The sequence below is a fragment of the Pseudoalteromonas sp. SWYJZ19 genome (assembly GCF_015864375.1).
GTDB lineage: Bacteria > Pseudomonadota > Gammaproteobacteria > Enterobacterales > Alteromonadaceae > Pseudoalteromonas > Pseudoalteromonas arctica.
This window is the reverse complement of sequence record NZ_JADYXI010000008.1, coordinates 171,837-194,421: the sequence shown is the minus strand read 5'-3', so window position 1 is coordinate 194,421 and position 22,585 is coordinate 171,837. Positions and strand designations below refer to the sequence as shown.

Genomic DNA, 22,585 nt, shown 5'->3' with positions numbered 1-22,585 from the left:
GTATGTTCGTTAATCATAATGTGCCCTCAAATAAGATTTGAAGATCTGATCATGACATTGAGATTTAGTTCAAAAAAATCCCCGCTAATTTCTTAGCAGGGATTTGTGTATAAGAGACAGCCAATTGGCGCCTTTATTATTTTGTGTTGTTATAAGCAGTTAGTAACTCTGATTGCTAAAGCAGTTTGCTTTTATGATATTGGTGATTATTTGTTGTGATGGTTTTATTTTTTCCATCGCTAAAAACTCATCAGGCTGATGCGCTTGGTTAATTGAGCCTGGGCCCATTACGATTGTTTCACAACCGAGTTGTTGGATAAACGGCGCTTCAGTGCAATAATTTACCGCGACCGCTTTCTGCCCCGCTATTTTTTCAGCCATTTTAACTAAAGCACTGTCGGTGCTACCACTAAATGCCGGGATTGGTTCATGTAAATCAATAACGCTCACCGCATTTGGGTATTGCTGATTTATCTCTTTTGTTGCATCAAGCACTAATGCTTGTAGTTCTTGTACACTTAAACCTGGTAATGGGCGCATATCTATATGCATTTCACAGCAACCACAAATTCTATTCGCATTATCGCCACCATGAATATTACCTAAGTTTAATGTTGGATAAGGAATTTCAAAGTGATTTATTGAATACTTATGCTTTAATTGCTCTTTTAAGATCATCAATTTTGTAATCACTTTATGCATTACTTCAATGGCGTTAAGGCCACGTTCGGGATCTGAGCTATGCCCAGAGCGACCAACCACTCTTATTGCTGTACTCATATGGCCCTTGTGCATAAATACTGGTGTCATATCAGTAGGTTCGCCAATTATACAGCGTGCAGGTTTTAAATTAGGGTGCTTACATATTTGCTGTGCACCTGCCATAGTTGTTTCTTCATCGGCAGTGGCGAGTATTAAAATAGGTTGAGTTTGCTGCTTTTCATCAAATTCACTAATCGCTTGTAATACAAAAGCAAAAAATCCTTTCATATCAATGCTTCCCAGCCCATACAATTTATTGTCTAGTTCGGTAAGTTTAAACGGATTGTGGTTCCAGCGGCTGTCATCAAAAGGCACTGTATCTGTGTGGCCCGCAAGCATTAACCCGCCATCGCCTTTTCCACGCTTTGCTAATAAATTAAAGCGGCCTTTACCTCCTTCTAATTCAATAATTTCACACGTAAAACCGAGTGTTTCGCACCACCTAGCAAGGAGTTCAATTACGTTTTTATTGCTCATACACAAGCTGTCTTCAATTGCACTAATAGAAGGGGCTGCAATCAATTGTTGATACATAGAAATAAACGAAGGCAAAGGCATAAAAAAATCCAAAATTATTATTCAATTTAATTGCATAACAATATAAAAGTATTTATGATGAATATCAATTCACTTTTTAAGCATAAATATATTAAAGTAAAGCTATGAAAATAATGCGACGATAATCTACAAATTCATTAAATTAAGTCTTAATTTAGCGTCTTAGCTAGTTTAAGCGAACAACATATATATTTAGCAGTAAATTTAAAAATAACGAGTAATCAATGAATGTAGTTATTATTGGCGCAAGCGGTTATAGCGGCGCAGAGTTAGCAAGCTTAGTTGCTAATCATCCAAACCTTACCTTAACAGGCTGTTATGTATCTGAGGGTAGCTTAGATAAAAATAAATTACTAAGTGATTTATACCCAGAGCACCTTGGCTTACTAGATTGTCCTTTACTTCCTCTTAGTGCATCAGCTTTTGATGACATTCAAAGTGATGCTGACTATGTGTGTTTATGTACCGATCACAAAGTAAGTGTTGATTTAGCGCCTCAATTTTTAGCTATGGGTAAAAAAGTATTTGATTTATCTGGTGGCTATCGCCTAGCAAATAATGATGATTACGTTACTTATTATGGTTTTGAGCATCAACACCCAGAGCTTTTAAATGAAGCGGCTTACGGTTTAGCAGAGTGGAACAGTGATGCTATCGCTAACGCAAAGCTAATTGCTGTTGCAGGCTGTTACCCAACAGCGGCGCTCAATGCACTTAAACCGCTTAAACAAGCAGGCTTATTGAGCAGCGAAAGTATTATCATTAATGCCGTTTCGGGTGTTACGGGTGCCGGGCGTAAAGCGAGTGTAGGAACACATTTTTGTGAGGTATCGCTTGCACCTTATGGTTTGTTTAACCATCGCCACGGTCCTGAAATTGAACAACACCTTGGCCACAAAGTATTATTTACACCGCATCTAGGTAGCTTTGCGCGCGGTATTTTAGAAACTATTTATGTACAACTTAAGCCTGGCGTTACCAAGGAAAACGTTGCATCGGCTTATCAAGTGCTTGCTAACGAACCATTAATTCGTTTGTTAGGCGATAAAATACCTTCAATTAAAGGTGTTGCTAAGCAACCATTTGTTGATATTGGTTGGCAGCAACAAGGCACGCAGTTAATTGTAATGTCTGCCATTGATAACTTATTAAAAGGCGCTGCTGGACAAGCTTTGCAGTGTATTAATATTTCTATGAATTTAGATCACACTACGGGCTTAAAAGGAGCGTTTTAAATGAGTAAAAAAACGTGGGTTATTAAACTCGGTGGTGCAGTACTTAATACAGAAAATGCAGCAAAAGCGTTATTTGATGTGCTAAGCGAGCAAAAAAATGATGAGTTTGTCATTGTTCATGGCGGTGGCTCTTTAGTAGATACATGGCTAAAGCAAGCGGGTTTTGCTAGTGCTAAACACCAAGGTTTACGTATTAGTCCAGCAGAGCAAATGCCTTATATAGTAGGTGCGCTTGCAGGTTGCGCTAATAAACAATTAATGACTCAAGCTATAAGCGCAGGGCATAAGCCTGTCGGCTTAAGTCTTTTTGAGGCGGGTGTGACTGCAACCCAAAAATTAAAAGCGCTTTGCTTAGTGGGTAAATGCACAAGTAACGACGATTCTATCATCAATGATTTACTTAGAATTTCTCGTTTACCTATTGTTAGCTCTATCGGCTTTGATGAACAAGGCTTGTGGTACAACGTAAATGCAGATGAAGCTGCAGCGGCTATTGCCAGTAATTTAAATGCAGAACTAATTTTTATGACGGATGTAGAAGCGGTACTTGACGCAAATAAACAACCGTTACATCAACTTGACACAAAACACATTGATACTTTAATTACAGATGGAGTAATTGTGGGCGGGATGGAGGTCAAAGTTAAGACCAGCCTTCACGCTGCCCAACATTTACGACGCGGTGTGTATATTTCCAGCTGGCAAAAGCCAGAAAATTTAACTGCTCTGCTGCAAGGTGAGCATGTCGGAACAAAGATTACACCATAGGTTTATTATGTTTGAGAATTTTTTAACGGGTTTAGAATTAGACCAAGAAGGCGCACTTAATTTATTAAAGTTAGCGCAAGATATAAAAGCAAAGCCAGAAAAATACAGCCAAGTATTATCGGGTAAATCAATCGTAACATTGTTTGAAAAGCAAAGTTTACGTACACGTTTATCGTTTGATATAGGTATTAATCGCCTTGGTGGTCATGCTGTTTATTTAGATCAGCAAAATGGCGCTATGGGTGCACGTGAATCAATTAAAGATTTTGCACTTAATATCTCTACTTGGGCCGACGGTATTGTGGCGCGTGTAAATCAGCACAGCACATTAACCACGTTAGGTGAATATTCATCGGTACCTGTGGTAAATAGCTTGTGTGACTTGTACCACCCTTGCCAAGCACTTGCTGATTTTTTAACACTTCAAGAAGTACATGGCGATGTGAGTCAGCTTAAAGTAGCTTACTTAGGTGAGGGCAATAACGTAACTCATTCATTGATGTTACTTGCCGCAACGCTAGGTACTGACTTTGTTGCTGTAACACCAAAAGGGTGTTCGCCAGATTCACAAATACTTAAAAAAGCAGAGCAAATTGCAGCAATGAATGGCGCATCAGTCATGGTGAGCGATAGAGTTGAAGCTGCAGTTGGTGCAAACGTTGTATACGCAGATACATGGGTATCAATGGGTGATACAACGCCGCTTGAGCAAGTAAAAGAAAAATACATGCCTTATCAATTAAACCAGGCATTGCTAGATCAAACAGGTGCGACTACGGTATTACATTGCCAACCGGCACACCGTGAATTTGAAATTACCTCTGAGGTAATGGATGGTCCAGCATCAAAAATCATTCAACAAGCAGAGAATCGCATGCATGCGCAAAATGCTCTGCTAGTTACATTACTAAATCCAAATTTTGTTAAGGAACACCTATGAGTTCAATTAAAAAAGTCGTTTTAGCCTATTCTGGTGGTCTTGATACGTCGGCTATCGTGCCATGGTTAAAAGAAAACTACGGCTGTGAAGTAATCGCGTTTGTTGCAGATGTAGGTCAAGGCGCTGAAGAACTTGAAGGCGTAGAAGCTAAAGCAATTGCCTCTGGTGCATCTGAATGTTACGTAGTTGACTTAAAAGATGAAATGGTAAGTGATTACATTTACCCAACACTTAAAACGGGCTCAATTTACGAAGGTACTTATTTATTAGGTACGTCTATGGCGCGCCCAATTATTGCTAAAGCACAAGTTGAAATTGCACGTAAAGTAGGTGCTGATGCACTTTCTCATGGTTGTACTGGTAAAGGTAATGACCAAGTTCGTTTTGAATCATGTTTTGCGGCACTAGCCCCTGATTTAAAAGTAATTGCGCCATGGCGTGAGTGGGACTTATCGAGCCGTGAATCATTACTTGATTACTTAGCAGAGCGTGACATTCCGTGTTCAGCATCTGCTACAAAAATTTATAGCCGTGATGCTAACGCTTGGCATATTTCGCACGAAGGTGGTGAGCTTGAAGACCCATGGTGTCAACCAACTGAACAAGTATGGACTTGGACTAATTCTCCAGAGCAAGCTCCAGATAAATCAGAACTAGTAACATTAAAAGTTGTTGAAGGCGAAGTGGTTGCTGTAAATGGCGTAGAACTTAAACCTTACGATTGTTTAGTTAAATTAAACGATATTGCATCGCCTCATGGTGTTGGACGTGTTGATATTGTAGAAAACCGTTTAGTTGGCATGAAGTCACGCGGTTGTTATGAAACGCCAGGCGGCACAGTCATTATGGCAGCGCTTCAAGCCATTGACGAGCTAGTGCTTGATAAAGCAAGCCGTAAGTGGAAAGAAGTACTCGGTGGCGAGTTCTCGCATTTAGTATACGACGGCCGTTGGTTTACGCCTCTTAAAGATTCTATTTTAGCCGGTGCAGAAGCACTTTCTAAAGTGGCAACAGGTGAAGTGGTACTTAAGCTATACAAAGGCCAAGTAACTGCAGTTCAAAAGCAGTCACCAAATAGCTTATACAGCGAAGCATTTGCTACATTTGGCGAAGATGATGTGTACGACCAATCACACGCTGAAGGCTTTATTCGTTTATTCTCGCTTTCAAGCAGAATTTCAGCACTCGCTAAAAAGTAATTTATTACGCCCCTTATAAAAGGGGCACTACAGGGTTTGGAGAGATTTCATGGCATTATGGGGCGGACGTTTTTCTACGGGTCCAGATGAGGCGTTTAAGCAATTTAACGACTCTCTTCCCTTTGACTACCAGTTAGCAGAGCAAGATATTATTGGCTCTGTGGCATGGGCTGGTGCACTTGAACAGGTAAGTGTACTTTCAAGTGACGAGCACACAAGATTAGTGGCTGCATTAAATGAGCTGCTTGAAGAAGTTAAAGCAGATCCACAAGCGGTAGCTACTTCAGGTGCAGAGGATATTCATTCACATGTTGAAGCAGCTCTAATTGAAAAAGTAGGTGATTTAGCTAAAAAATTACATACAGGCCGAAGCCGTAATGACCAAGTTGCCACCGACTTTAGATTATGGTGCCGTGATACGGCTGACCATTTACTAGATGCTATTGCACAGCTTAAAGGCGAGTTTGTAGCGCTTGCAGAGCGAGAGCTTGGCACAATATTACCAGGTTACACGCACTTACAGCGCGCACAACCAGTATTATTTAGCCACTGGTGTATGGCGTATGTAGAGATGCTAGAGCGTGATGAAAGCCGCCTGCAAGATGCTAAAGCGCGCATGAATTTTTGCCCATTAGGCAGTGGTGCATTAGCAGGTACAGCTTATCCGATTGATCGCCAAGCATTAGCGCATGGGCTAGGTTTTACAGCGGCTACAAAAAACAGCCTTGATGGCGTATCTGATCGTGATTTTGTGTTAGATCTTTTAAGTTGTGCGTCTATTTCGATGATTCACTTATCTCGTATGTCAGAGGATCTGATTTTTTATAATTCGGGTGAAGCCGGATTTATAGAGCTTGCTGATAACGTAACATCAGGCTCATCGCTCATGCCTCAGAAAAAAAATCCTGATGCACTCGAGCTTATTCGCGGTAAAACCGGACGTGTGTTTGGTGCATTTAGCGCTATGATGATGACGTTAAAAGCGCTGCCACTTGCATACAATAAAGATATGCAAGAAGACAAAGAAGGCCTGTTCGACGCTATGCCAACATGGCTTGCATGTATTCATATGGCGCAAGCATGTATTAAAGGCGTTAAAGTAAACGGTGATAAGACACTTGCTGCAGCAAAAGGAGGGCATGCAAATGCCACCGAACTTGCCGATTACCTTGTTGCTAAAGGCGTACCTTTTAGAGAAGGCCATCATATTGTAGGTGTGCTGGTACAGCTTGCTATTAGCGAAGGCAAAACACTTGAAGATCTTTCGCTTGAGCAATATAAATCTGTAAGCGACGTGTTTGAGGATGATGTTTATCCGGTACTTGAAATTGACGCGTGTATAAAAGCACGTCAAGCGCTTGGCGGCACGTCTATTGAGCAAGTAACAAATGCAATAAAAGAAGCGAAAAAAAAACAGCAAATAACGGTTCGTGATGCCAACTTAGATGATGTTGAATCAATAGCTAAATTGGTTCAGCACTGGGCAACCGTAGGCGAAAACCTACCGCGTGCTAAAAGTGATATGGTGCATTCTATAAATGAGTTTGCTGTAACTGAAATTAACGGCAGAGTAACTGGGTGTGCATCGTTGTATATATACGATACTGGTCTTGCTGAAATACGCTCATTGGGCATAGACCCACAAAGCGCTGTTTCAGGGCAGGGTAGGCAGTTAGTTGAGCACTTATTAGTTAAAGCCAAAAAATTGGCGCTAAATAGGGTAATCGTATTAACACGTGTCCCTGACTTTTTCGAAAAACAGCGTTTTACGTTTTGCTCTAAAGAGAGCCTGCCTGAAAAAGTAATGAAAGATTGTGAATTATGCCTTCGTAAAGAAAATTGTGACGAAGTAGCAATGGAATATATTTTGAAGCTAAGTACACGTGCGGAGATCCCGTGTAAATACGTAGCTTAAACTCCCTGGATACAAAAAACGTACGGTTATCCCTGTGCGTTTTTTTATGTTTGTAGTAAACTGGTCGGAGCTGTTTGGTTTGATTATATAAGTATGTTTTGAGTGAGTTTTAAGGTGTCAAAAAAGTTGGCACATTGGTTGCTTTGTTTAAGGTAGATAGCAAAATAGCTATCACTACTTTAAACAGGTGATGCATTTATCTACATAATAATGTGGTTAAAAGTTGCACCAAATATAATTAAAACTTTTACAAGGATCAATCACATGCAAGTTTCAGCTAATAGCCAAGTACAAATGCAAGCATACAACAAAACACAACAATTAAAGCCTGCAATGGAACAAACTGCTAGCCCTAAAACCCTGCAATCTGATACAGTAAGCTTTTCTCAAGAAGCGATGGCTGCTGCGAGTACTGATTTACAGCGTGGTGGTGGTACGGTAGTACCTACTGGTACGGTGCCTACCAGACCAAGGTAATAATTTAAGGTTTTAAATGATTTTAACTGAGCTTTTTGGGTTGTTCTCACTGTCTGCTTTTACGATGTGGGCTTTTTTGATGACATTCTTTTTCAACGTGTTTGTATACTCATTAGATGTAAAAAGAGGTACAACTCTGTTGCTCAGTTCATTTGTCATGATGATATCTTACACCTTGTCTGATTATTTTTACACATGGCTATCTATGAGAGATTCAATATATCTTGACTGGGCTTTGTATGATGTTATCACTATTGCTGCGCTCACATGTATTTATAGAATTATTGGTAAAACAACTCCGTCTTTCTTATATTTAATTGTTGGGTTGTCTATAAACTCAACTTTTTTCTTTTGTATGTACCTCGACATATACATTTTTGAGAATAAAAAAGCTTGGTTTTTATGGGATGCCTACACATATACAGTTAATTTAATAGACTTTATTATGATTGTTGTTTTAATCTTAGACAGAGACTTCCTCGGTCTTCATAAATTAAAGAACAAAATCCTCAGCTACTTCAAGTCAAACGATACCCACAAAGTAACCTAGTTTAAAATGTACTTAACTGGTGCTTTTCTGGATTATATAAATGCTTTTACACAATGGGGCTTTTTAATGGCCTTTTTGTACTGTTTAGTATCTAGTGTCAATATTAAAAATAAATCCCTTCTTATTACATCAAGCATTATGTTGTGTTCATATTTTTTAAGTGGATACTTTACTATATTGAATGCTCCTTATTTAGATTGGATTTTATATGATTTTCTTACCATAGTAGCGATACTCTTTTTTATAAAAATTGACTTTATTAAATGTTGCCCAAGTACCAATTTTATTCTGATAGGTTTAGTCATTAATAGCCTCCTCGCATCAGTAATGCATTACGATCTATATATTCTTTACCACTTAGATGAGTGGTGGTATTGGAGTTTTTATTCTGTTGGGAGTACTTTAATAGATGTATTGATGATGCTCTCGCTAATACTTAATAAAAATCTTATAAAAATGTCGCCTTTAAAAATTATTAATTTGAATAAAAAAAATCTTAAGAATAATGAGTGAACTCATAATTAGCCCAACAGTTTCTTTGTACATAGGTGCATTTGTACAATGGGGATTCCTTATGGCCTTTTTGTACTCCCTTGCTCATTCGATTAATAAGCCTAATAAAGAAAGAGTGTATTTGTCTTTGGTTATGAGTATTTCATATTCATTTAGTATATTTACAAATCTGGATACGGTAACTTATCTAGATTTTTTGTTTTCCGATATTTTAACTCTCCTAGTTATTATTTCCCTTAGGCGGCTCTGGCATGATGGTATTACCTATTTATATATTATTACTGGTTTAGCTATAAACTCAGCTCTACACTTTCTCATGCATTACGACATCTATATATCAAATAATACAAGCTACTGGTGGCTTTGGAATGCTTACGCAATAGGGGTCAACGCTGCTGATTTTATAATGGTAGCTATATTTTTTATAAACAAAGATTTTTTATACTTGATGAAATTTAAAAATGGTTTGATTACTAGTTTGAAAAGGACAGTTGATGGCTGACATACTTTGGGCTCTGGTAGATTTAGGATATAACGTAGCAATACTATTTACATGGTTCTTCCTAATCGCATTTTTATATAACCTATCAGCGAGTATTAATAAAAATGATAAAAGTAGAACGCATCTTTCATTTATAATGATGGTCTCATATATATCTAGTCTTTTTATGGATCCACTTATTGAAAATCCTCACCTAAATTACTTCTATTATGATCTTGCTACTATTAGCGCCCTGATACTTTGGCGATTTATATATAAAAAATTAGTACCAATTTCTTTCTCCTATTTAATTGTAGGCCTTTTTATTAATGCATGTTTATTTTTAGGTATGCACTACGATATTGAAATTGCAGGTACTCTTTACTATTGGTGGTTTTGGACTGTTTATATTTTTGGAATGTATTTTGTCGACTTTACAATGGCATTGGTATTAATCATCAATAAGGATGTTTTAGGCTTAAACAAGCTTTTAAGATGTGTTAGAAAGTTAAGTTTAGATCGCTGAGGCAGTAAAGCTCAACTTAAAAGAAGAGTGATTTTGTGCCTTTATTTGATGTTGCCGTAATATGTAAAGCGGTATAATAATTTTTTATCTAGTGTTGGAGTAAGATGGTTGAGCTACTTTTAAATACAAATATCTCGTTTTATATAGGTGTTTTTGTACAGTGGGGCTTTTTGATGGCTTTTTTATATTCTTTAGTAAGCTCTATAAATAGCGCAGATAAAAGCATTGTTTGGCTATCTTTCATCATGGCACTTTCTTACTCTTCTAGTATGTTTATTGATATGGACGCAATAACTTACTTCGATTTTTTCTTATTCGATATTATTACTCTATTTGTTATTATTTTATCTGGTTTTTTTATAAAGATTAGCAGCATATACATTTATTTATTATTTGGTTTAGGTATAAACACCTTACTATTTTTTGCAATGTATATAGATAATGATGTTATGCACCATTATGATTTTTGGTGGTTCTGGTGGGTGTACATAGTAGGTATAAATTTTACAGATTTGACCATGGTTTTAGTTTTCTTTATAGGTAAAGATGTTTTAAAACTTACTTGGTTAGAAGGAAAGCTAAATAAAGTGTTTAATAAAAGGGCCTATTAGTAATGGATTTCAGTGCTAACAGGCCTTATTTATTATTAACTGGCACCACAGCCCAATTTAGTTTTTAGAGCTTTAACAATTACAGGGTCTACAAACTCGCTTACATCACCATTGTGGCGAGCTACTTCTTTAACGAGTGTTGATGAAATAAATGAATTTCGCTCTGCGGGTGTTAAAAATACACTTTCTAAGTCGGGGTTCAGGCGGCGGTTCATGTTAGCTAATTGAAATTCATAGTCAAAATCAGATACCGCTCTAATACCGCGAATAAGCACATTAGCATTGTGATCGCGCGCAAGGTCAGCCAATAAACCAGAAAAACCAATTACCTTAACATTATCTATGTGGCTTAAAATAGTATTTGCAAGCTCAACACGTTCTTCAAGGTTAAAGCAGGGTTTTTTACTTGGGTTATTAGCAACCGCAACTAATACAGTATCAAACATTTTAGCTGCACGTTGAATAAGGTCTGTGTGCCCATTAGTTAGTGGATCAAAGGTGCCAGGGTAAATTGCAATAACTTTCATAATGTTCACTATTTATTATTTTAGCGCTAGTTTAACAGTGTTTATGCCACAAAGCAGCCTAGCTAAAAAAGCATATAAACACTTACTTTCTTTAAACAGGTCAGTCCATGGTGGGAGTGTTTTAATGATTCATATTTGTTTATACTGTTTACCTCTTTTGAGTGTAATGTAGCCTATAGATAATTTGAGTATTAGCATATGAATACCAAGGATAAAATAATACACACCAGTATTTTGTTGTTTAACGAAAATGGTGAGCGTGCAATAACGACAAATCATATTGCATCAAACTTAGGGATGAGCCCGGGTAATCTTTATTATCATTTTAAAAATAAAGAAGACATTATCCGTCATATTTTTGCGCTGTATCGCGATCATTTAAATACTCACTTTAAACCTATTAATAAAGATGATGATGCATTTAATCATTTAACGGCTTACCTAGATTCGTTATTTGAGCTGATGTGGCGCTATCATTTTTTTTACGATAATCTCGGGGATATTCTCTCTAGAGATGCTGATTTAAAACAAGCTTATATTGATTTTCAGTTAGAGTTGTTAGAGCAAGTTCGTAAAATTATTTTAGGACTTCGCGACAGTGAAATGATTGCTATTGATGGGCAAGATGTCATTGATTTAGCACATACACTAAAGTTAACGGTTAGTTTTTGGACGCCTTATATTAAAGCCCGTAGGCCAAGTGGTACGCTTGCTGAGCAAGATATATATCATGGCATTTTAAAAGTACTTACATTATTTAGAGCGTACAGTACCGATAAAAGCATTGATAAAATGAACCTGCTACGTGAAAAATATACTGAATTAGCGCAACAAGCCTTAGGGCCTGTTGACCTTTCAGGATTAAAATTTGTTCAATCTAGGGGCGATTAAATCGCGACGCGAGGTTTGTAACCTAGTGGGCTAAGTAAAAACCGAGCAACAAAGAGTTAATCGCCCCTAGGCTGAACCCTTTGGGCAGCGCTTGTTTGGTATTTATGCTACGTTATCGCCTATTTATGGGGAATAACCACACTATAGGCTCTGCCTTGCCTAAATACCAAACACACTGCTGCAAATTTAACCTCGAAAGATAAACAGGCCCTAGCTGTAGTTTAATCGATAGTAATAGGTTGTTTCCTAGGCGCTGAATTTTTTGCTATAATCCCGCGCCAAATGCCTGGGAGCGCGAATTCCCGCAGTCTAAGAGTGAACTATGCTTAAATTTATCGTCAAACTACATCCTGAAATAGCCATTAAAAGCCGTTCAGTCCGTAAACGCTTTACTAAAGTGTTAGAAAATAACATTAAAATTGTATTGCGCCGTGTTGACGAAAAAGTACAAGTAAGAAATAACTGGGATAACATTTCAGTTGTTACAAAACTTGAAGACGCGCAAGTTCGCCTTGATTTTATCGATAGCCTTAAACGCATCCCTGGCATTGTTCAATTTATTGAAGTAACCGAAACACAATTCGAAACTCTTGATGATATTTATCAAAAAACCATCGCTTTAGTTGGTCATACTATTGTAGGTAAAACCTTTTGTGTTCGTGCTAAGCGCATAGGGCAACACGATTTTACCTCAACTGATTTAGAGCGTTATGTTGGTGGTGGATTAAATCAGCATATTGAAGGCGCAAGCGTAAAGCTTAGCCGCCCAGAAGTAACAATACGCTTAGAAGTAAAAGACGATAAAGCTTACATTGTTTCTCATACACATTTTGGTATGGCTGGTTTTCCTCTGCCAACTCAAGAAGATGTGCTTTCGCTTATGTCGGGTGGCTTTGACTCTGGTGTAGCAAGTTACCAAATGATTCGTAAAGGCGCACGCACACACTTTTTATTCTTTAATCTAGGTGGCGCAGCGCACGAAATTGGCGTTAAGCAAGCAAGCTACTACTTATGGAAAAAATACAGCTCTACACATAAAGTTAAATTTGTAACGGTTGATTTTGAACCTGTTGTTGCTGAAATTTTAGAAAACGTTGAAAACAGCCAAATGGGTGTTGTACTTAAACGTATGATGATGCGCGCGGGTAGTGTGGTTGCGCAAAAGTTAAACATTCAGGCACTTGTCACTGGCGAAAGTATTGGCCAAGTATCTAGTCAAACATTAGCGAATTTAAGCGTGATTGACCGTGTTACTGAAACGCTTATTTTACGCCCGCTTATTCAACACGATAAGCAAGAAATTATTAATATTGCTCGTCAAATTGGTACGGCCGAAATGGCAGAAACAATGCCTGAATACTGTGGTGTTATTTCTAAAAAGCCAACGGTTAAAGCCAAAATAGACGTTATTCTTGGTGAAGAAGAAAAGTTCGACTTTGATGTACTTGATACCGTTGTAAACAACGCACGCATAATGGATGTGCGTGATATTGACGTTGAAGCCAAACAAGAACTTAAAGAAGCTGAATCGGTTGCTGATTTACCTGTAGGCTCTGTGGTAGTTGATATTCGCTCACCAGAGGAAGAAGAAGCTGCACCGCTAGAAATCGATGGTGTTGAAGTGGTGCATTTGCCGTTCTTCCGTTTAGCTACTAAGTTTGGTGATTTACCAAAAGACACTGACTACTATTTATATTGTGACAGAGGCGTAATGAGCCAACTACAGGCACTTATGCTGCACGAACAAGGCTTTGAAACGGTAAAAGTTTACCGCCCATAAGGTTTGTCGTCTTAAAGTTAAGAATTTATATAAGCGTGGTTTATACCACGCTTTTTTTTGCCTGAATTTTGACAAACAACTCATCGTTGTAAGGTGTAGGAATACCGCGAAGTTTGCCTTGTTGGCTAATATAGCCACATATAGCTGATATTTCAGTTTCTCTGCAATGCGCGACGTCTTGCTGCATTGAAGAGTAATTGTCAGACGTTAATTCCATTATTTTATAAGCGGTATTAAGTGCTTTAATCAATGGGATATTAAGCCCTTGTACCTTTGCTATATTGCATGCTTCAGTGAGTGCATTAAAAATTATAGCATTGTACTTAGGTGCGCGTAACTCACCATTTTTTACATTACTTAAAGCGCTTAATGGGTTAATGGCAATATTTACGAGTAGTTTTTCAAAACGAAGCTGCTGAATGTTATTAGTAAACTTTAGGCTGGGTATCACTTTAAAAATATCAGCTATTGGCGCGCTATTTTGAAAAGCTAATTCATTACAAGCACCAATAACACTTTGTCCCTCACCAGTGTGCTGCACAATGTATTGGTTTGATTTAAAGCCCGCTATGCTTGTCGTTAAAAAGTAGAGTGCTTGGTGAGTGCTTAGTTGGCTATTTACCTCATCAACATTACCCATTCCGTTATGCGAAAGTACAACAGAGCAATGATTTGGTAAAAATGGCTTTATTTGCGTAAATGCATCAAGTACTTGAAAGGCTTTAACGGTAAATAAAACAACATCAAATTCAGCCGCTTTATTTAGCTGATTTAATGCAATAAAGTGTGCGTCAATTTTTTTAGATGCACCCTTACCTCGACTATAAAAACGGGTATTTGTTGGGCTTTTGCGAGTTAAAACACTGACATTATGCGACGCACTTAGAAAATGACTAAGTAACAAGCCAATAGCACCATCGCCGACAATTAAAATATTAGCCATATGGGTTCTTTTTTCGAGGTGTAAAAATTACTCTAAGTAAAAAGTAGCTTGCGGCACCTGCAAAATCAGCAAAAAAATCACCGAGTGATGCTTGCCTATATGGAAGTGCGTCTTGCATTATTTCTATAGAGGCGCCATAACCTGCCAATAAAAGTATTTGCGCATATAAAGGAAGCTTAAACGCTTTATCCATTATTATGGCTAGTATAAAAAAAATCCCAAAATGGGCGACTTTATCAACATGAGGAAATAAATTTACAACGCCACCTTTTATTTCTTTGGCAAATAAAAAGGTAAAAGCTACTATGCTGATTAAAAAAATTGCTTGATAAACACGCCTTGTCACGACAAATCCTAAAATCGCTTAAAAAAGAGGCGCAAGTATATCAAACTAATTTAATATCGCACCTGAACAAGATGCAGAAAAATGTAAAGATTTATAATTTTAGCGTTATAATTACCACATAAAATTAAGATTAAATAGTTAGGAGCAAACCAATGCCTTCATTTGATATTGTATCTGAAGTAGAAATGAACGAAGCTAAAAACGCAGTTGATAATGCAAATCGTGAGCTAGAGACTCGCTTTGACTTTAGAGGCGTTGATGCATCTATTGAGCTAAATGACAAAACAATTAAGCTTAAAGCTGAAGCAGACTCTCAGGTTATGCAATTATTTGATATTTTAGCTAACAAAATATCTAAGCGTGGTATGGATGTATCAAGCTTAGAGCTTCAAGATATTACCCGTGCAGGTAAAAATGTATTTCGTAACGTTGGCTTAAAGCAGGGTATCGAAAAGGACATGGCTAAAAAAGTAGTTAAAGCCATTAAAGACTCTAAAGTTAAAGTTCAAGCTGCTATCCAAGGCGAAGAAGTACGTGTAACGGGTAAAAAACGTGACGATCTTCAAGAGGCTATGCAAGTAGTGCGCAGTGCTGAGCTAGGTCAGCCTTTTCAGTTTAAAAATTTCCGCGATTAATTAATAAATAGTTTTAAATTAAGCATGCTTTAATCTGTTTATACTTACAGACAGATTGAAGCTACTTACTCTTTTTAAATATCTCACTATTATCCCTCTTTATTGCCTAGATACTCCCGTATGTATTAATCTCCTTTTTGATATTTAAGCTATTATATTTAATCACATGCAATTAAGTACTTCACACTAGAAGGTATTAAAATGAAACGTCATCAATTATTTTTGTTATTTGTTTTGCTTACATTTACCAAACCAAGCTTATCAAAAACAGTTGATATTGATGTACTGGTTGAAGATGGCTACTTTCCCATTATTATTAATGCGCAAAAAAAACAGGGTTTTGCTCCTGAGTTTATTAAGATTTTAAACGGAGCACAGCAGGAGTTTAATTTCGTACTTAATTCTCTACCTGTAAAAAGGCTTGCTTTGTCAGTTGAAAAAAATAATTTTGATGTTTTATTTTTAATGGCACTGCAATGGATCCCACTATCAGCGCAAGAAAACATTGAAAAAACCGAATTTTATACCATTACCAAAAATGAGCTTTATACGCTTAAAGAAAATACAAATGAGCAAGCTTATTTTGACGACATTACGTCATTAACAAAGGTTGGGGTTCTGGGGTACTCGTATCAATTTGCTGGATTTAATACAGATGCCGAATTTTTAAGTGAGGAACATCAAGTAAGTTTAACCATTGATGAATTCAATGTGGTTAAAATGCTGCTATTAAAGCGCGCGGAAGTAGGCGTCTTAAATAATATTGCTTACCAATATTTTAAAAATCAAAATACTTTTAATATGGATTTACTCTATAAAAGTAACGTACCAGATGCCGTTTATAAAACGCACTTTTTAGTTAACTCTAAATCAAATAAGATCACTAGTCATAAAATGGATGAAATACTAAGCTTACCTACTGCACAAATACAACTTCAGAAGCTACTTGATAAATATGGCGTTTCTTCAAACTATACTAGCCCCTAACTGCATTTTAAAGGTTTTTAGCTGTATAGACGTCCATTGACATTTGTAAACAAAATACTCACAATAGCGACATATTTTCAAGGTGCTTGCTAGCCACTTCATGTAATGATTTTTTTAGCAGGATAATCGGGAAGTTGGTGCGTTTTCATGATGACTACAAGCCCAACACTGCCCCCGCAACGGTAAAGTATTGCATATTTTGATGTGCTTACTGAGTCCGGAGACCGGCCTTGATGCAATCTTACTTACTTAAATCTTTGCGGTGGGCAAAGGTAGGGGACATCATGTTAAACAAAACAACTTTAGGCGTTGCTATTTCTGCTGCGCTTTCATTTTCTGTGTCTGGCGCAGAGCAATCAATTGAAAAAATAACCGTTACAGCTAATAAATTTGAGCAATCAATCAATGACGTTTTAGCAAGTGTAAATGTTATTGAGCGTGCAGAAATAGAAGCAAGCAACGTACGCGATTTACCAACCTTATTAAGCACGCGAGTTGGTTTTCAGGTTAATCCAAACGGTGGTTTTGGCCAAAATACAGGTGTGTCACTTCGTGGTACTGGCTCTGGCGATACGCTAATTTTGATTGACGGTGTACGTACAGGCTCAGCAACACTTGGTCAAAAAGCATTAAATAATGTCCCTTTAAATAGTATTGAACGCATTGAAATTATTAAGGGTTCTCGCGCGGCTGTTTATGGCTCTGATGCACTTGCTGGTGTTATTAATATTATTACGCGTGAGTCGGATAACTTATCCCTAAGCGCTACATTTGGTTCTGACTCTTATCAAAATTATCAAGTTGCAGGCTCTGTAAAATCAGATGATATAACAACAGCATTTAACGCAGGCTTTGAAAAAACAGATAACTTTGATGCACTGCAAGGCGTAGCACCAGATGAAGATGGCTATGAAAATAAAAACCTTGGTTTTAAAATAAACTACACCGATGCACATTACGGCGACTTTAAGTTTTTAGGCCAATACAGTGAAGGCTATGCAGATTACGACAGTCGCTTTAGTCCAGCCACAAGTACTATAGAAACAGGTGATTTTAAAAACTATCAGCTTTCTGCAGGTTGGAGTAAAAACTACACTAACCAATCGCACAGTATTGATATTGCTATTTCAACAGATGATTCTCACGATACCTCAGCATTTGGTGTAAATGATTTTATAACTAAACGTGTGCAATTTGATTATAACGGTCAATATATACTATCTGAAGAGCTTAATATTAGCGGTGGTGTTAACTGGTACAACGATGATGTATCGCACAGTTCAACGCAGTATGATATGCAAGAGCGTGATGTATTAGCTGTATTTGTTGGGGCTTATTACAATGCTGAAAAAGTGTTAGCTAATTTAACAATTCGCCAAGACGATGATGAACAGTTTGGTGATGAAACAACATATACAGCCGCTGCGGGTTATCATTTATCTGAAGACGCCACGTTCCGCATAAGCCAAAGCACTGGCTTTAAAGCACCTACATTTAACGATTTATACTTTCCGGCTTTTCCTGGTTTTCCACCTTCATCTAATCCTGATTTAGAGCCTGAGAAATCATTAAATCAAGAGATTGGGTTAAATGTAGATTTTGATATAGCAAGTATTGACGTTGCTATTTTTAGAAATGATATTGAAGATAAGATATCTTTAGATTCTAACTTTTTTCCTATCAACTTGAATGAAGCACGCTACGAAGGGGTTGAATTTAGCTTATCTCAGCAGTTTTTTGGTTTTGATAGCAACCTTAACTTTGCTTACTTAAGCGCTGAAGACGAAGAAACGGGCGCAGAGTTGCGTAATGTTGCTAAACGTACTTTTAACTGGGAACTTGCAAAACAGTTTGGTGCTTTTGATGCAAGCTTAGACATGCAATACCGTAGCGACCGACAAGGTGCTGTGACGCGTTTAGGATCATACACGCTTTGGAACTTAGCGGGTAATTATCAAGTAAATGAGCATATTGAAGTTTCGCTTCGTGTAGAAAACTTATTTGATAAAGAGTATAACGCTGTTGATTCAAATACTGATTTTACAACGGGTGAAGTGTATTACTACAACACTCCAGAGCGTCGCTTTTTTGCAGGCGCAAGCTACCAGTTTTAACGGTATTTATTAATATTAAAAAGCCCGACTTATGTCGGGCTTTTTAATGTGTAGCTAAGTTTAACTAATCAATTTAACTAATCAATTTAACTACTCAAATTAGCTAGTCAGCTAAGAACTCCTTAAATACGGTTTCAAACTTATGTAATTTAGGTGCTATTAAAATACTACAGTAACCCTGCTGTGGGTTTTCGTTATAGTAATCTTGATGATAATGCTCTGCTGGATAATACGTAGTGGCAGGGCTGACTTCTGTCACAATGGGCTCACTCACATGGCTTTGCAGTTGAGCTATCATTTCATTGGTTTGCTTTAGTTGAGCTTCATCGTGATAGTAAACAACGCTTCTGTACTGTGTGCCTATATCGTTACCTTGGCGATTCAATTGTGTAGCATCATGCAAAGTGAAAAACATTGCTAAAAGTGTTTCAAAGCTAACTACAGTAGTATCAAATTCAATTTTAACAACCTCAGCGTGCCCAGTTGTGCCAGAGCATACAGAATTATAGGTTGGGGTGTCGGTTTCGCCACCGGTATAGCCAGAACTCACATCTAATACGCCATTTACACGTCTAAATGCTGCATCTATACACCAAAAACAGCCGCCACCAAATGTTGCTACTTGCGTTGTTGAGCTCATAAGTATTCCTAAAATGTATATGGAGTTTAAAGGCGAGCATAAATTGTATGCGCCGCAACAACAAGGTTACGGCGCAATAAAGAGATTAGATCTCTTCGAAAGGCTTTTCAGCAGCTTGTTTATTCAGCTTTTGTTGTAAAAACTCAGGTGACTGTGTATTTTTCGATAGAGCATAATACGCAGCAGGTACAACAAAAAGAGTCAGCAGGGTAGATACAATAACCCCTGTAAACACAACTACACCAATTACCATACGGCTTTCGGCGCCGGGGCCTGAAGCAAAAACCAAAGGAACAGAGCTCATAACGGTTGTTAGTGAGGTCATTATTATTGGGCGAAGGCGCTGGGTAGCCGCTTGTAGTATTGCTTCACTAAACTCAACGCCTTTGTCGCGTAATTGGTTAGTAAATTCTACAATCAAAATACCATTTTTAGCACTTAAGCCTATGAGCATGACAATACCTATTTGGCTGTAAATATTTAAGGTAAGCCCTGTAGCCCAAAGCCCAAACATAGCGCCCATTAAACCAAGCGGTACGGTAAGCATAATTACAAATGGGTGCATAAAGCTTTCAAACTGTGCAGCAAGTACCAAGAAGGTAACGGTGAGTGCAAGTATAAATACGTAGGTCATCGCTGATGCGCCTTCGTAATAAAGCTGCGACTCGCCTTTGTAATCTACTGCGCCATCTATATCGTTTTCTTGCGCGGCTACCTCGTTTAAAAAGTTAAGCGCTTGTTCAAGGGTATAACCGTCGGCTAAGTTGGCGCTTAATGTAATTGCGCGCATACGGTTGTAACGGTTTAAGCGCGACGCGGTTGCTTCTTCTTTTAAGCTGATAAGGCTATCAAGTGGAACTAGTTCACCGCTTCGTGATTTAAGGTATATATTTGAAATATCAGTAGGATTGGTAAAATCTTCTTTTGTTCCTTTTAAAATCACATCGTATTCTTCACCGCGGTCAATAAAGGTCGTAACACGGCGCTGGCCAAGCATTGTTTCTAGTGTACGGCCTACATCAGATACCGAAACGCCTAAATCGGCAGCTTTGTTTTTATCTATGCTGACTAAAAACTGCGGGAAGGTTTCTTTATAATCATGATCGATTCTTACTAAACCTGGGTTTTGTTCAGCACGCTTAATTATACGGTCACGCCAATCGGCTAGTTGAGCGTAATCATTACCTTGCAGTACAAACTCAATTGGGCGAGATGAGCCACCACCACCAATACCACGGCGCATAATGGCAAATGCACGAACATCGGTAACTTCTTGCATTTTACCGCTTATTTCATCCATTACTTCCCACGTTGAGCGTTTGCGTTTATCCCAATCGGCCATACCCACAATCGCAACACCGCCGCTGCCACCCCAGCCAGGCACTCGGACAAGTACACGACTTAGCTCACCGGCTTGCGAGTAAGGCATTAAGCGCTCTTCAATTTTAGCCATATTAGCGGCGTTATTTTCGTAACTTGCGCCTTCTGGGCCGCTCATCATAATAAAGAACGTACCACGATCTTCTTTTGGCGTTAGCTCAGAGGGAACTTGTAAAAACAACGAGTAACTAACAAAGCCAGCTAATAATAAGCTCACCATTAAACCCCATTTACGGGTTATGTTGGTGGAGAGTGAATTACGGTAACTTACTTCAATTTTAGTAAACTGGCGGTCCATCCATTGGCTAAATTTATTTGGTTTGTCTGATACTTTAAGTACTTTAGAGCACAAGGCTGGTGCGAGAGTTAGTGCTGTAACACTTGAGAAAAATACGGCAGCACTTACCGCCATAGCAAACTCAGTAAATAATGCACCTATACGGCCATCCATAAATACTAATGGCACAAACACCGATATTAGTACAAGCGTGGTTGCTACTATAGCAAAACCTACTTCACGCGCGCCTCTAAATGCAGCTAGTAACGGCGGCTCACCCAGTTCAATACGACGGTGAATATTTTCAAGCATTACAATGGCATCATCTACTACTAAACCAATGGCCAGTACTAAGGCAAGTAAAGTTAGTAAGTTAATTGAGTAGCCCATTGCCAACAAAAACATAAAGCTACCAACAAGTGCGACCGGTACGGTGACCGCAGGGATAAGCGTTGCTCGTATATTGCCTAAAAACAAAAATATAACGAGTACGACTAAACCCATAGAGATGGCAAGTGTGCTGTAAACTTCATTAATAGACTCTTTAATAAATACAGACGAATCGTAGCTGTCTTGAATTGTAGTGCCTTCAGGTAGGTTGCGTTTGATTTTTTCAAGTTCGCTGCGTGCGTTATCTACTACGGTTAGTGTGTTTGCTTTAGCTTGTTTTACAATACCTAAGCCAATCATATTACGCCCGTTACCACGAAATAAGCTTTCGTCATCGGCAGCTTCTAAACGTACATCGGCAACTTCACCTAAACGTACTAAGTAACCTTCATCACCACGCTTAATTACCAGGTTTTTAAAATCGCGCTGATCTTTATAACTACGGGCAGTACGCACGGTAAAGTCACGATCTATAGATTCTATTTCGCCAGCCGGTAACTCAACGTTTTCTGTACGCAGTGTATTTTCAATATCGCTTGAGGTAATACCCCGTGCGGCCATTGCTTGGCGGTTAAGCCAAATTTTCATGGCGTATTGGCGCTCACCACCAATACGTACGTTAGATACACCATCTACTACGGCTAAGCGGTCAACAATAAAACGCTGCGCGTAATCAGAGAGCTGTAACGAGTCCATTGTTTCGCTGTTTAATACAAACCAGGCGATTGGGCTTTCATCACTATTTGATTTAGATACTTCTGGCGGGCGTACCTGATCCGGCAAACTATCAAGTGCACGTGCTACACGTTCGCGTACATCGTTAGATGCTGCATCTATGTCGCGGTTAATATCAAACTCAATGGTAATGTTTGAACGTCCATTACGACTCGAAGAGTTAATACTTTTAATACCTTCAATACCTGAAATTCGATTTTCTATTATTTGCGTTATTTTGGTTTCTATAATTTCGGCAGAAGCACCTGTGTATTCAGTGCTGATATTTACAATCGGCGTTTCAATATCCGGGTATTCACGAAGTGGCAGCATAGTAAACGCAACCAGTCCAAAAGTAAGAAGCAGTAAATTAATTACAATGGCAAAAACGGGGCGCTTGACGCTAGTATCTGTAATTTTCACGTA

Annotated in this window: 19 protein-coding genes and 1 riboswitch; of the genes, 13 read left to right on the top strand and 6 right to left on the bottom strand. The window is 38.3% G+C overall.

The genetic code is table 11. The annotated features are described in order from the left end of the window. Positions 1-159: 159 nt before the first annotated feature. Entirely contained in the window at positions 160-1,320 is a 1,161-nt protein-coding gene (gene argE / locus I6F45_RS10505) for an acetylornithine deacetylase (protein WP_197160421.1), read from the bottom strand. 224 nt (positions 1,321-1,544) lie between these two features. Between argE and argC the strand changes: the two genes are divergently transcribed. The 8 genes from argC to I6F45_RS10465 all read left to right on the top strand — a co-directional run bounded on the left by argC (position 1,545) and on the right by I6F45_RS10465 (position 10,535). Then, positions 1,545-2,555: an N-acetyl-gamma-glutamyl-phosphate reductase gene (argC, locus tag I6F45_RS10500; RefSeq protein ID WP_197101131.1), complete on the top strand. Its 1,011-nt coding sequence runs from the start codon at positions 1,545-1,547 to the stop codon at positions 2,553-2,555. Continuing rightward, positions 2,556-3,323 (top strand): acetylglutamate kinase, encoded by a 768-nt coding sequence (argB, locus tag I6F45_RS10495; protein WP_165727586.1) that lies wholly within the window; start codon positions 2,556-2,558, stop codon positions 3,321-3,323. Between the two features lie 7 nt (positions 3,324-3,330). Next, positions 3,331-4,263 carry an ornithine carbamoyltransferase gene (locus I6F45_RS10490; protein WP_024592295.1) on the top strand — a complete coding sequence of 311 codons (933 nt, stop codon included), beginning with the start codon at positions 3,331-3,333 and terminating at the stop codon, positions 4,261-4,263. Further along, on the top strand, positions 4,260-5,462 hold the full coding sequence (locus I6F45_RS10485; protein ID WP_007581653.1) for an argininosuccinate synthase: 1,203 nt from the start codon (positions 4,260-4,262) through the stop codon (positions 5,460-5,462). Before I6F45_RS10490 ends, I6F45_RS10485 begins: the two co-directional genes overlap by 4 nt. A 49-nt stretch (positions 5,463-5,511) precedes the next feature. Next, the gene (gene argH, locus I6F45_RS10480) at positions 5,512-7,377 is read left to right on the top strand and encodes an argininosuccinate lyase (protein WP_197160420.1); all 1,866 of its coding nucleotides are present in this window, start codon (positions 5,512-5,514) and stop codon (positions 7,375-7,377) included. A gap of 264 nt (positions 7,378-7,641) precedes the next feature. Further along, on the top strand, positions 7,642-7,854 hold the full coding sequence (locus tag I6F45_RS10475) for a hypothetical protein (protein ID WP_197160419.1): 213 nt from the start codon (positions 7,642-7,644) through the stop codon (positions 7,852-7,854). A 1,557-nt stretch (positions 7,855-9,411) separates the two neighbouring features. Further along, positions 9,412-9,924 (top strand): hypothetical protein, encoded by a 513-nt coding sequence (locus tag I6F45_RS10470; RefSeq protein ID WP_197160417.1) that lies wholly within the window; start codon positions 9,412-9,414, stop codon positions 9,922-9,924. A gap of 104 nt (positions 9,925-10,028) precedes the next feature. After that, positions 10,029-10,535, top strand: coding sequence for a hypothetical protein (locus I6F45_RS10465; protein WP_165727580.1), 507 nt, complete (start codon positions 10,029-10,031; stop codon positions 10,533-10,535). Positions 10,536-10,570: 35 nt separating this feature from the next. Here the strand turns inward: I6F45_RS10465 and coaD are convergent, their stop codons facing one another. Next, positions 10,571-11,062 (bottom strand): pantetheine-phosphate adenylyltransferase, encoded by a 492-nt coding sequence (gene coaD, locus I6F45_RS10460; protein WP_197160415.1) that lies wholly within the window; start codon positions 11,060-11,062, stop codon positions 10,571-10,573. Between the two features lie 198 nt (positions 11,063-11,260). On the opposite strand from coaD, the gene I6F45_RS10455 reads away from it, so the two are divergent. Then, entirely contained in the window at positions 11,261-11,953 is a 693-nt protein-coding gene (locus I6F45_RS10455) for a TetR/AcrR family transcriptional regulator (protein WP_197160413.1), read from the top strand. 322 nt (positions 11,954-12,275) lie between these two features. Further along, positions 12,276-13,733: a tRNA uracil 4-sulfurtransferase ThiI gene (gene thiI, locus I6F45_RS10450; RefSeq protein WP_024590024.1), complete on the top strand. Its 1,458-nt coding sequence runs from the start codon at positions 12,276-12,278 to the stop codon at positions 13,731-13,733. A gap of 40 nt (positions 13,734-13,773) precedes the next feature. On the opposite strand, the gene I6F45_RS10445 is transcribed toward thiI, so the two are convergent. Together I6F45_RS10445 and I6F45_RS10440 are read right to left on the bottom strand one after the other, a co-directional pair. Then, complete coding sequence (locus I6F45_RS10445) at positions 13,774-14,676, bottom strand: ketopantoate reductase family protein (protein ID WP_197160411.1); 903 nt, start codon at positions 14,674-14,676, stop codon at positions 13,774-13,776. Next, entirely contained in the window at positions 14,669-15,022 is a 354-nt protein-coding gene (locus I6F45_RS10440) for a VanZ family protein (protein WP_007581666.1), read from the bottom strand. Before I6F45_RS10440 ends, I6F45_RS10445 begins: the two co-directional genes overlap by 8 nt. A gap of 152 nt (positions 15,023-15,174) precedes the next feature. On the opposite strand from I6F45_RS10440, the gene I6F45_RS10435 reads away from it, so the two are divergent. From I6F45_RS10435 to I6F45_RS10425, 3 genes are all read left to right on the top strand, one after another. Further along, positions 15,175-15,657 carry a YajQ family cyclic di-GMP-binding protein gene (locus tag I6F45_RS10435; protein ID WP_007377833.1) on the top strand — a complete coding sequence of 161 codons (483 nt, stop codon included), beginning with the start codon at positions 15,175-15,177 and terminating at the stop codon, positions 15,655-15,657. Positions 15,658-15,858: 201 nt separating this feature from the next. Further along, a complete protein-coding gene (locus I6F45_RS10430; RefSeq protein WP_197160407.1) occupies positions 15,859-16,644 on the top strand; it encodes an ABC transporter substrate-binding protein in 786 nt (261 codons plus the stop codon). Between the two features lie 63 nt (positions 16,645-16,707). Continuing rightward, positions 16,708-16,891, top strand: a riboswitch (cobalamin riboswitch). A gap of 37 nt (positions 16,892-16,928) precedes the next feature. Then, positions 16,929-18,758, top strand: a complete 1,830-nt coding sequence (locus tag I6F45_RS10425) for a TonB-dependent receptor domain-containing protein (protein WP_024609009.1) — start codon at positions 16,929-16,931, stop codon at positions 18,756-18,758. Positions 18,759-18,861: 103 nt separating this feature from the next. On the opposite strand, the gene msrA is transcribed toward I6F45_RS10425, so the two are convergent. Together msrA and I6F45_RS10415 are read right to left on the bottom strand one after the other, a co-directional pair. Further along, a complete protein-coding gene (gene msrA, locus I6F45_RS10420) occupies positions 18,862-19,398 on the bottom strand; it encodes a peptide-methionine (S)-S-oxide reductase MsrA (RefSeq protein ID WP_165721049.1) in 537 nt (178 codons plus the stop codon). An 85-nt stretch (positions 19,399-19,483) separates the two neighbouring features. Next, the gene (locus I6F45_RS10415) at positions 19,484-22,582 is read right to left on the bottom strand and encodes an efflux RND transporter permease subunit (protein WP_010553194.1); all 3,099 of its coding nucleotides are present in this window, start codon (positions 22,580-22,582) and stop codon (positions 19,484-19,486) included. Positions 22,583-22,585 lie beyond the last annotated feature (3 nt).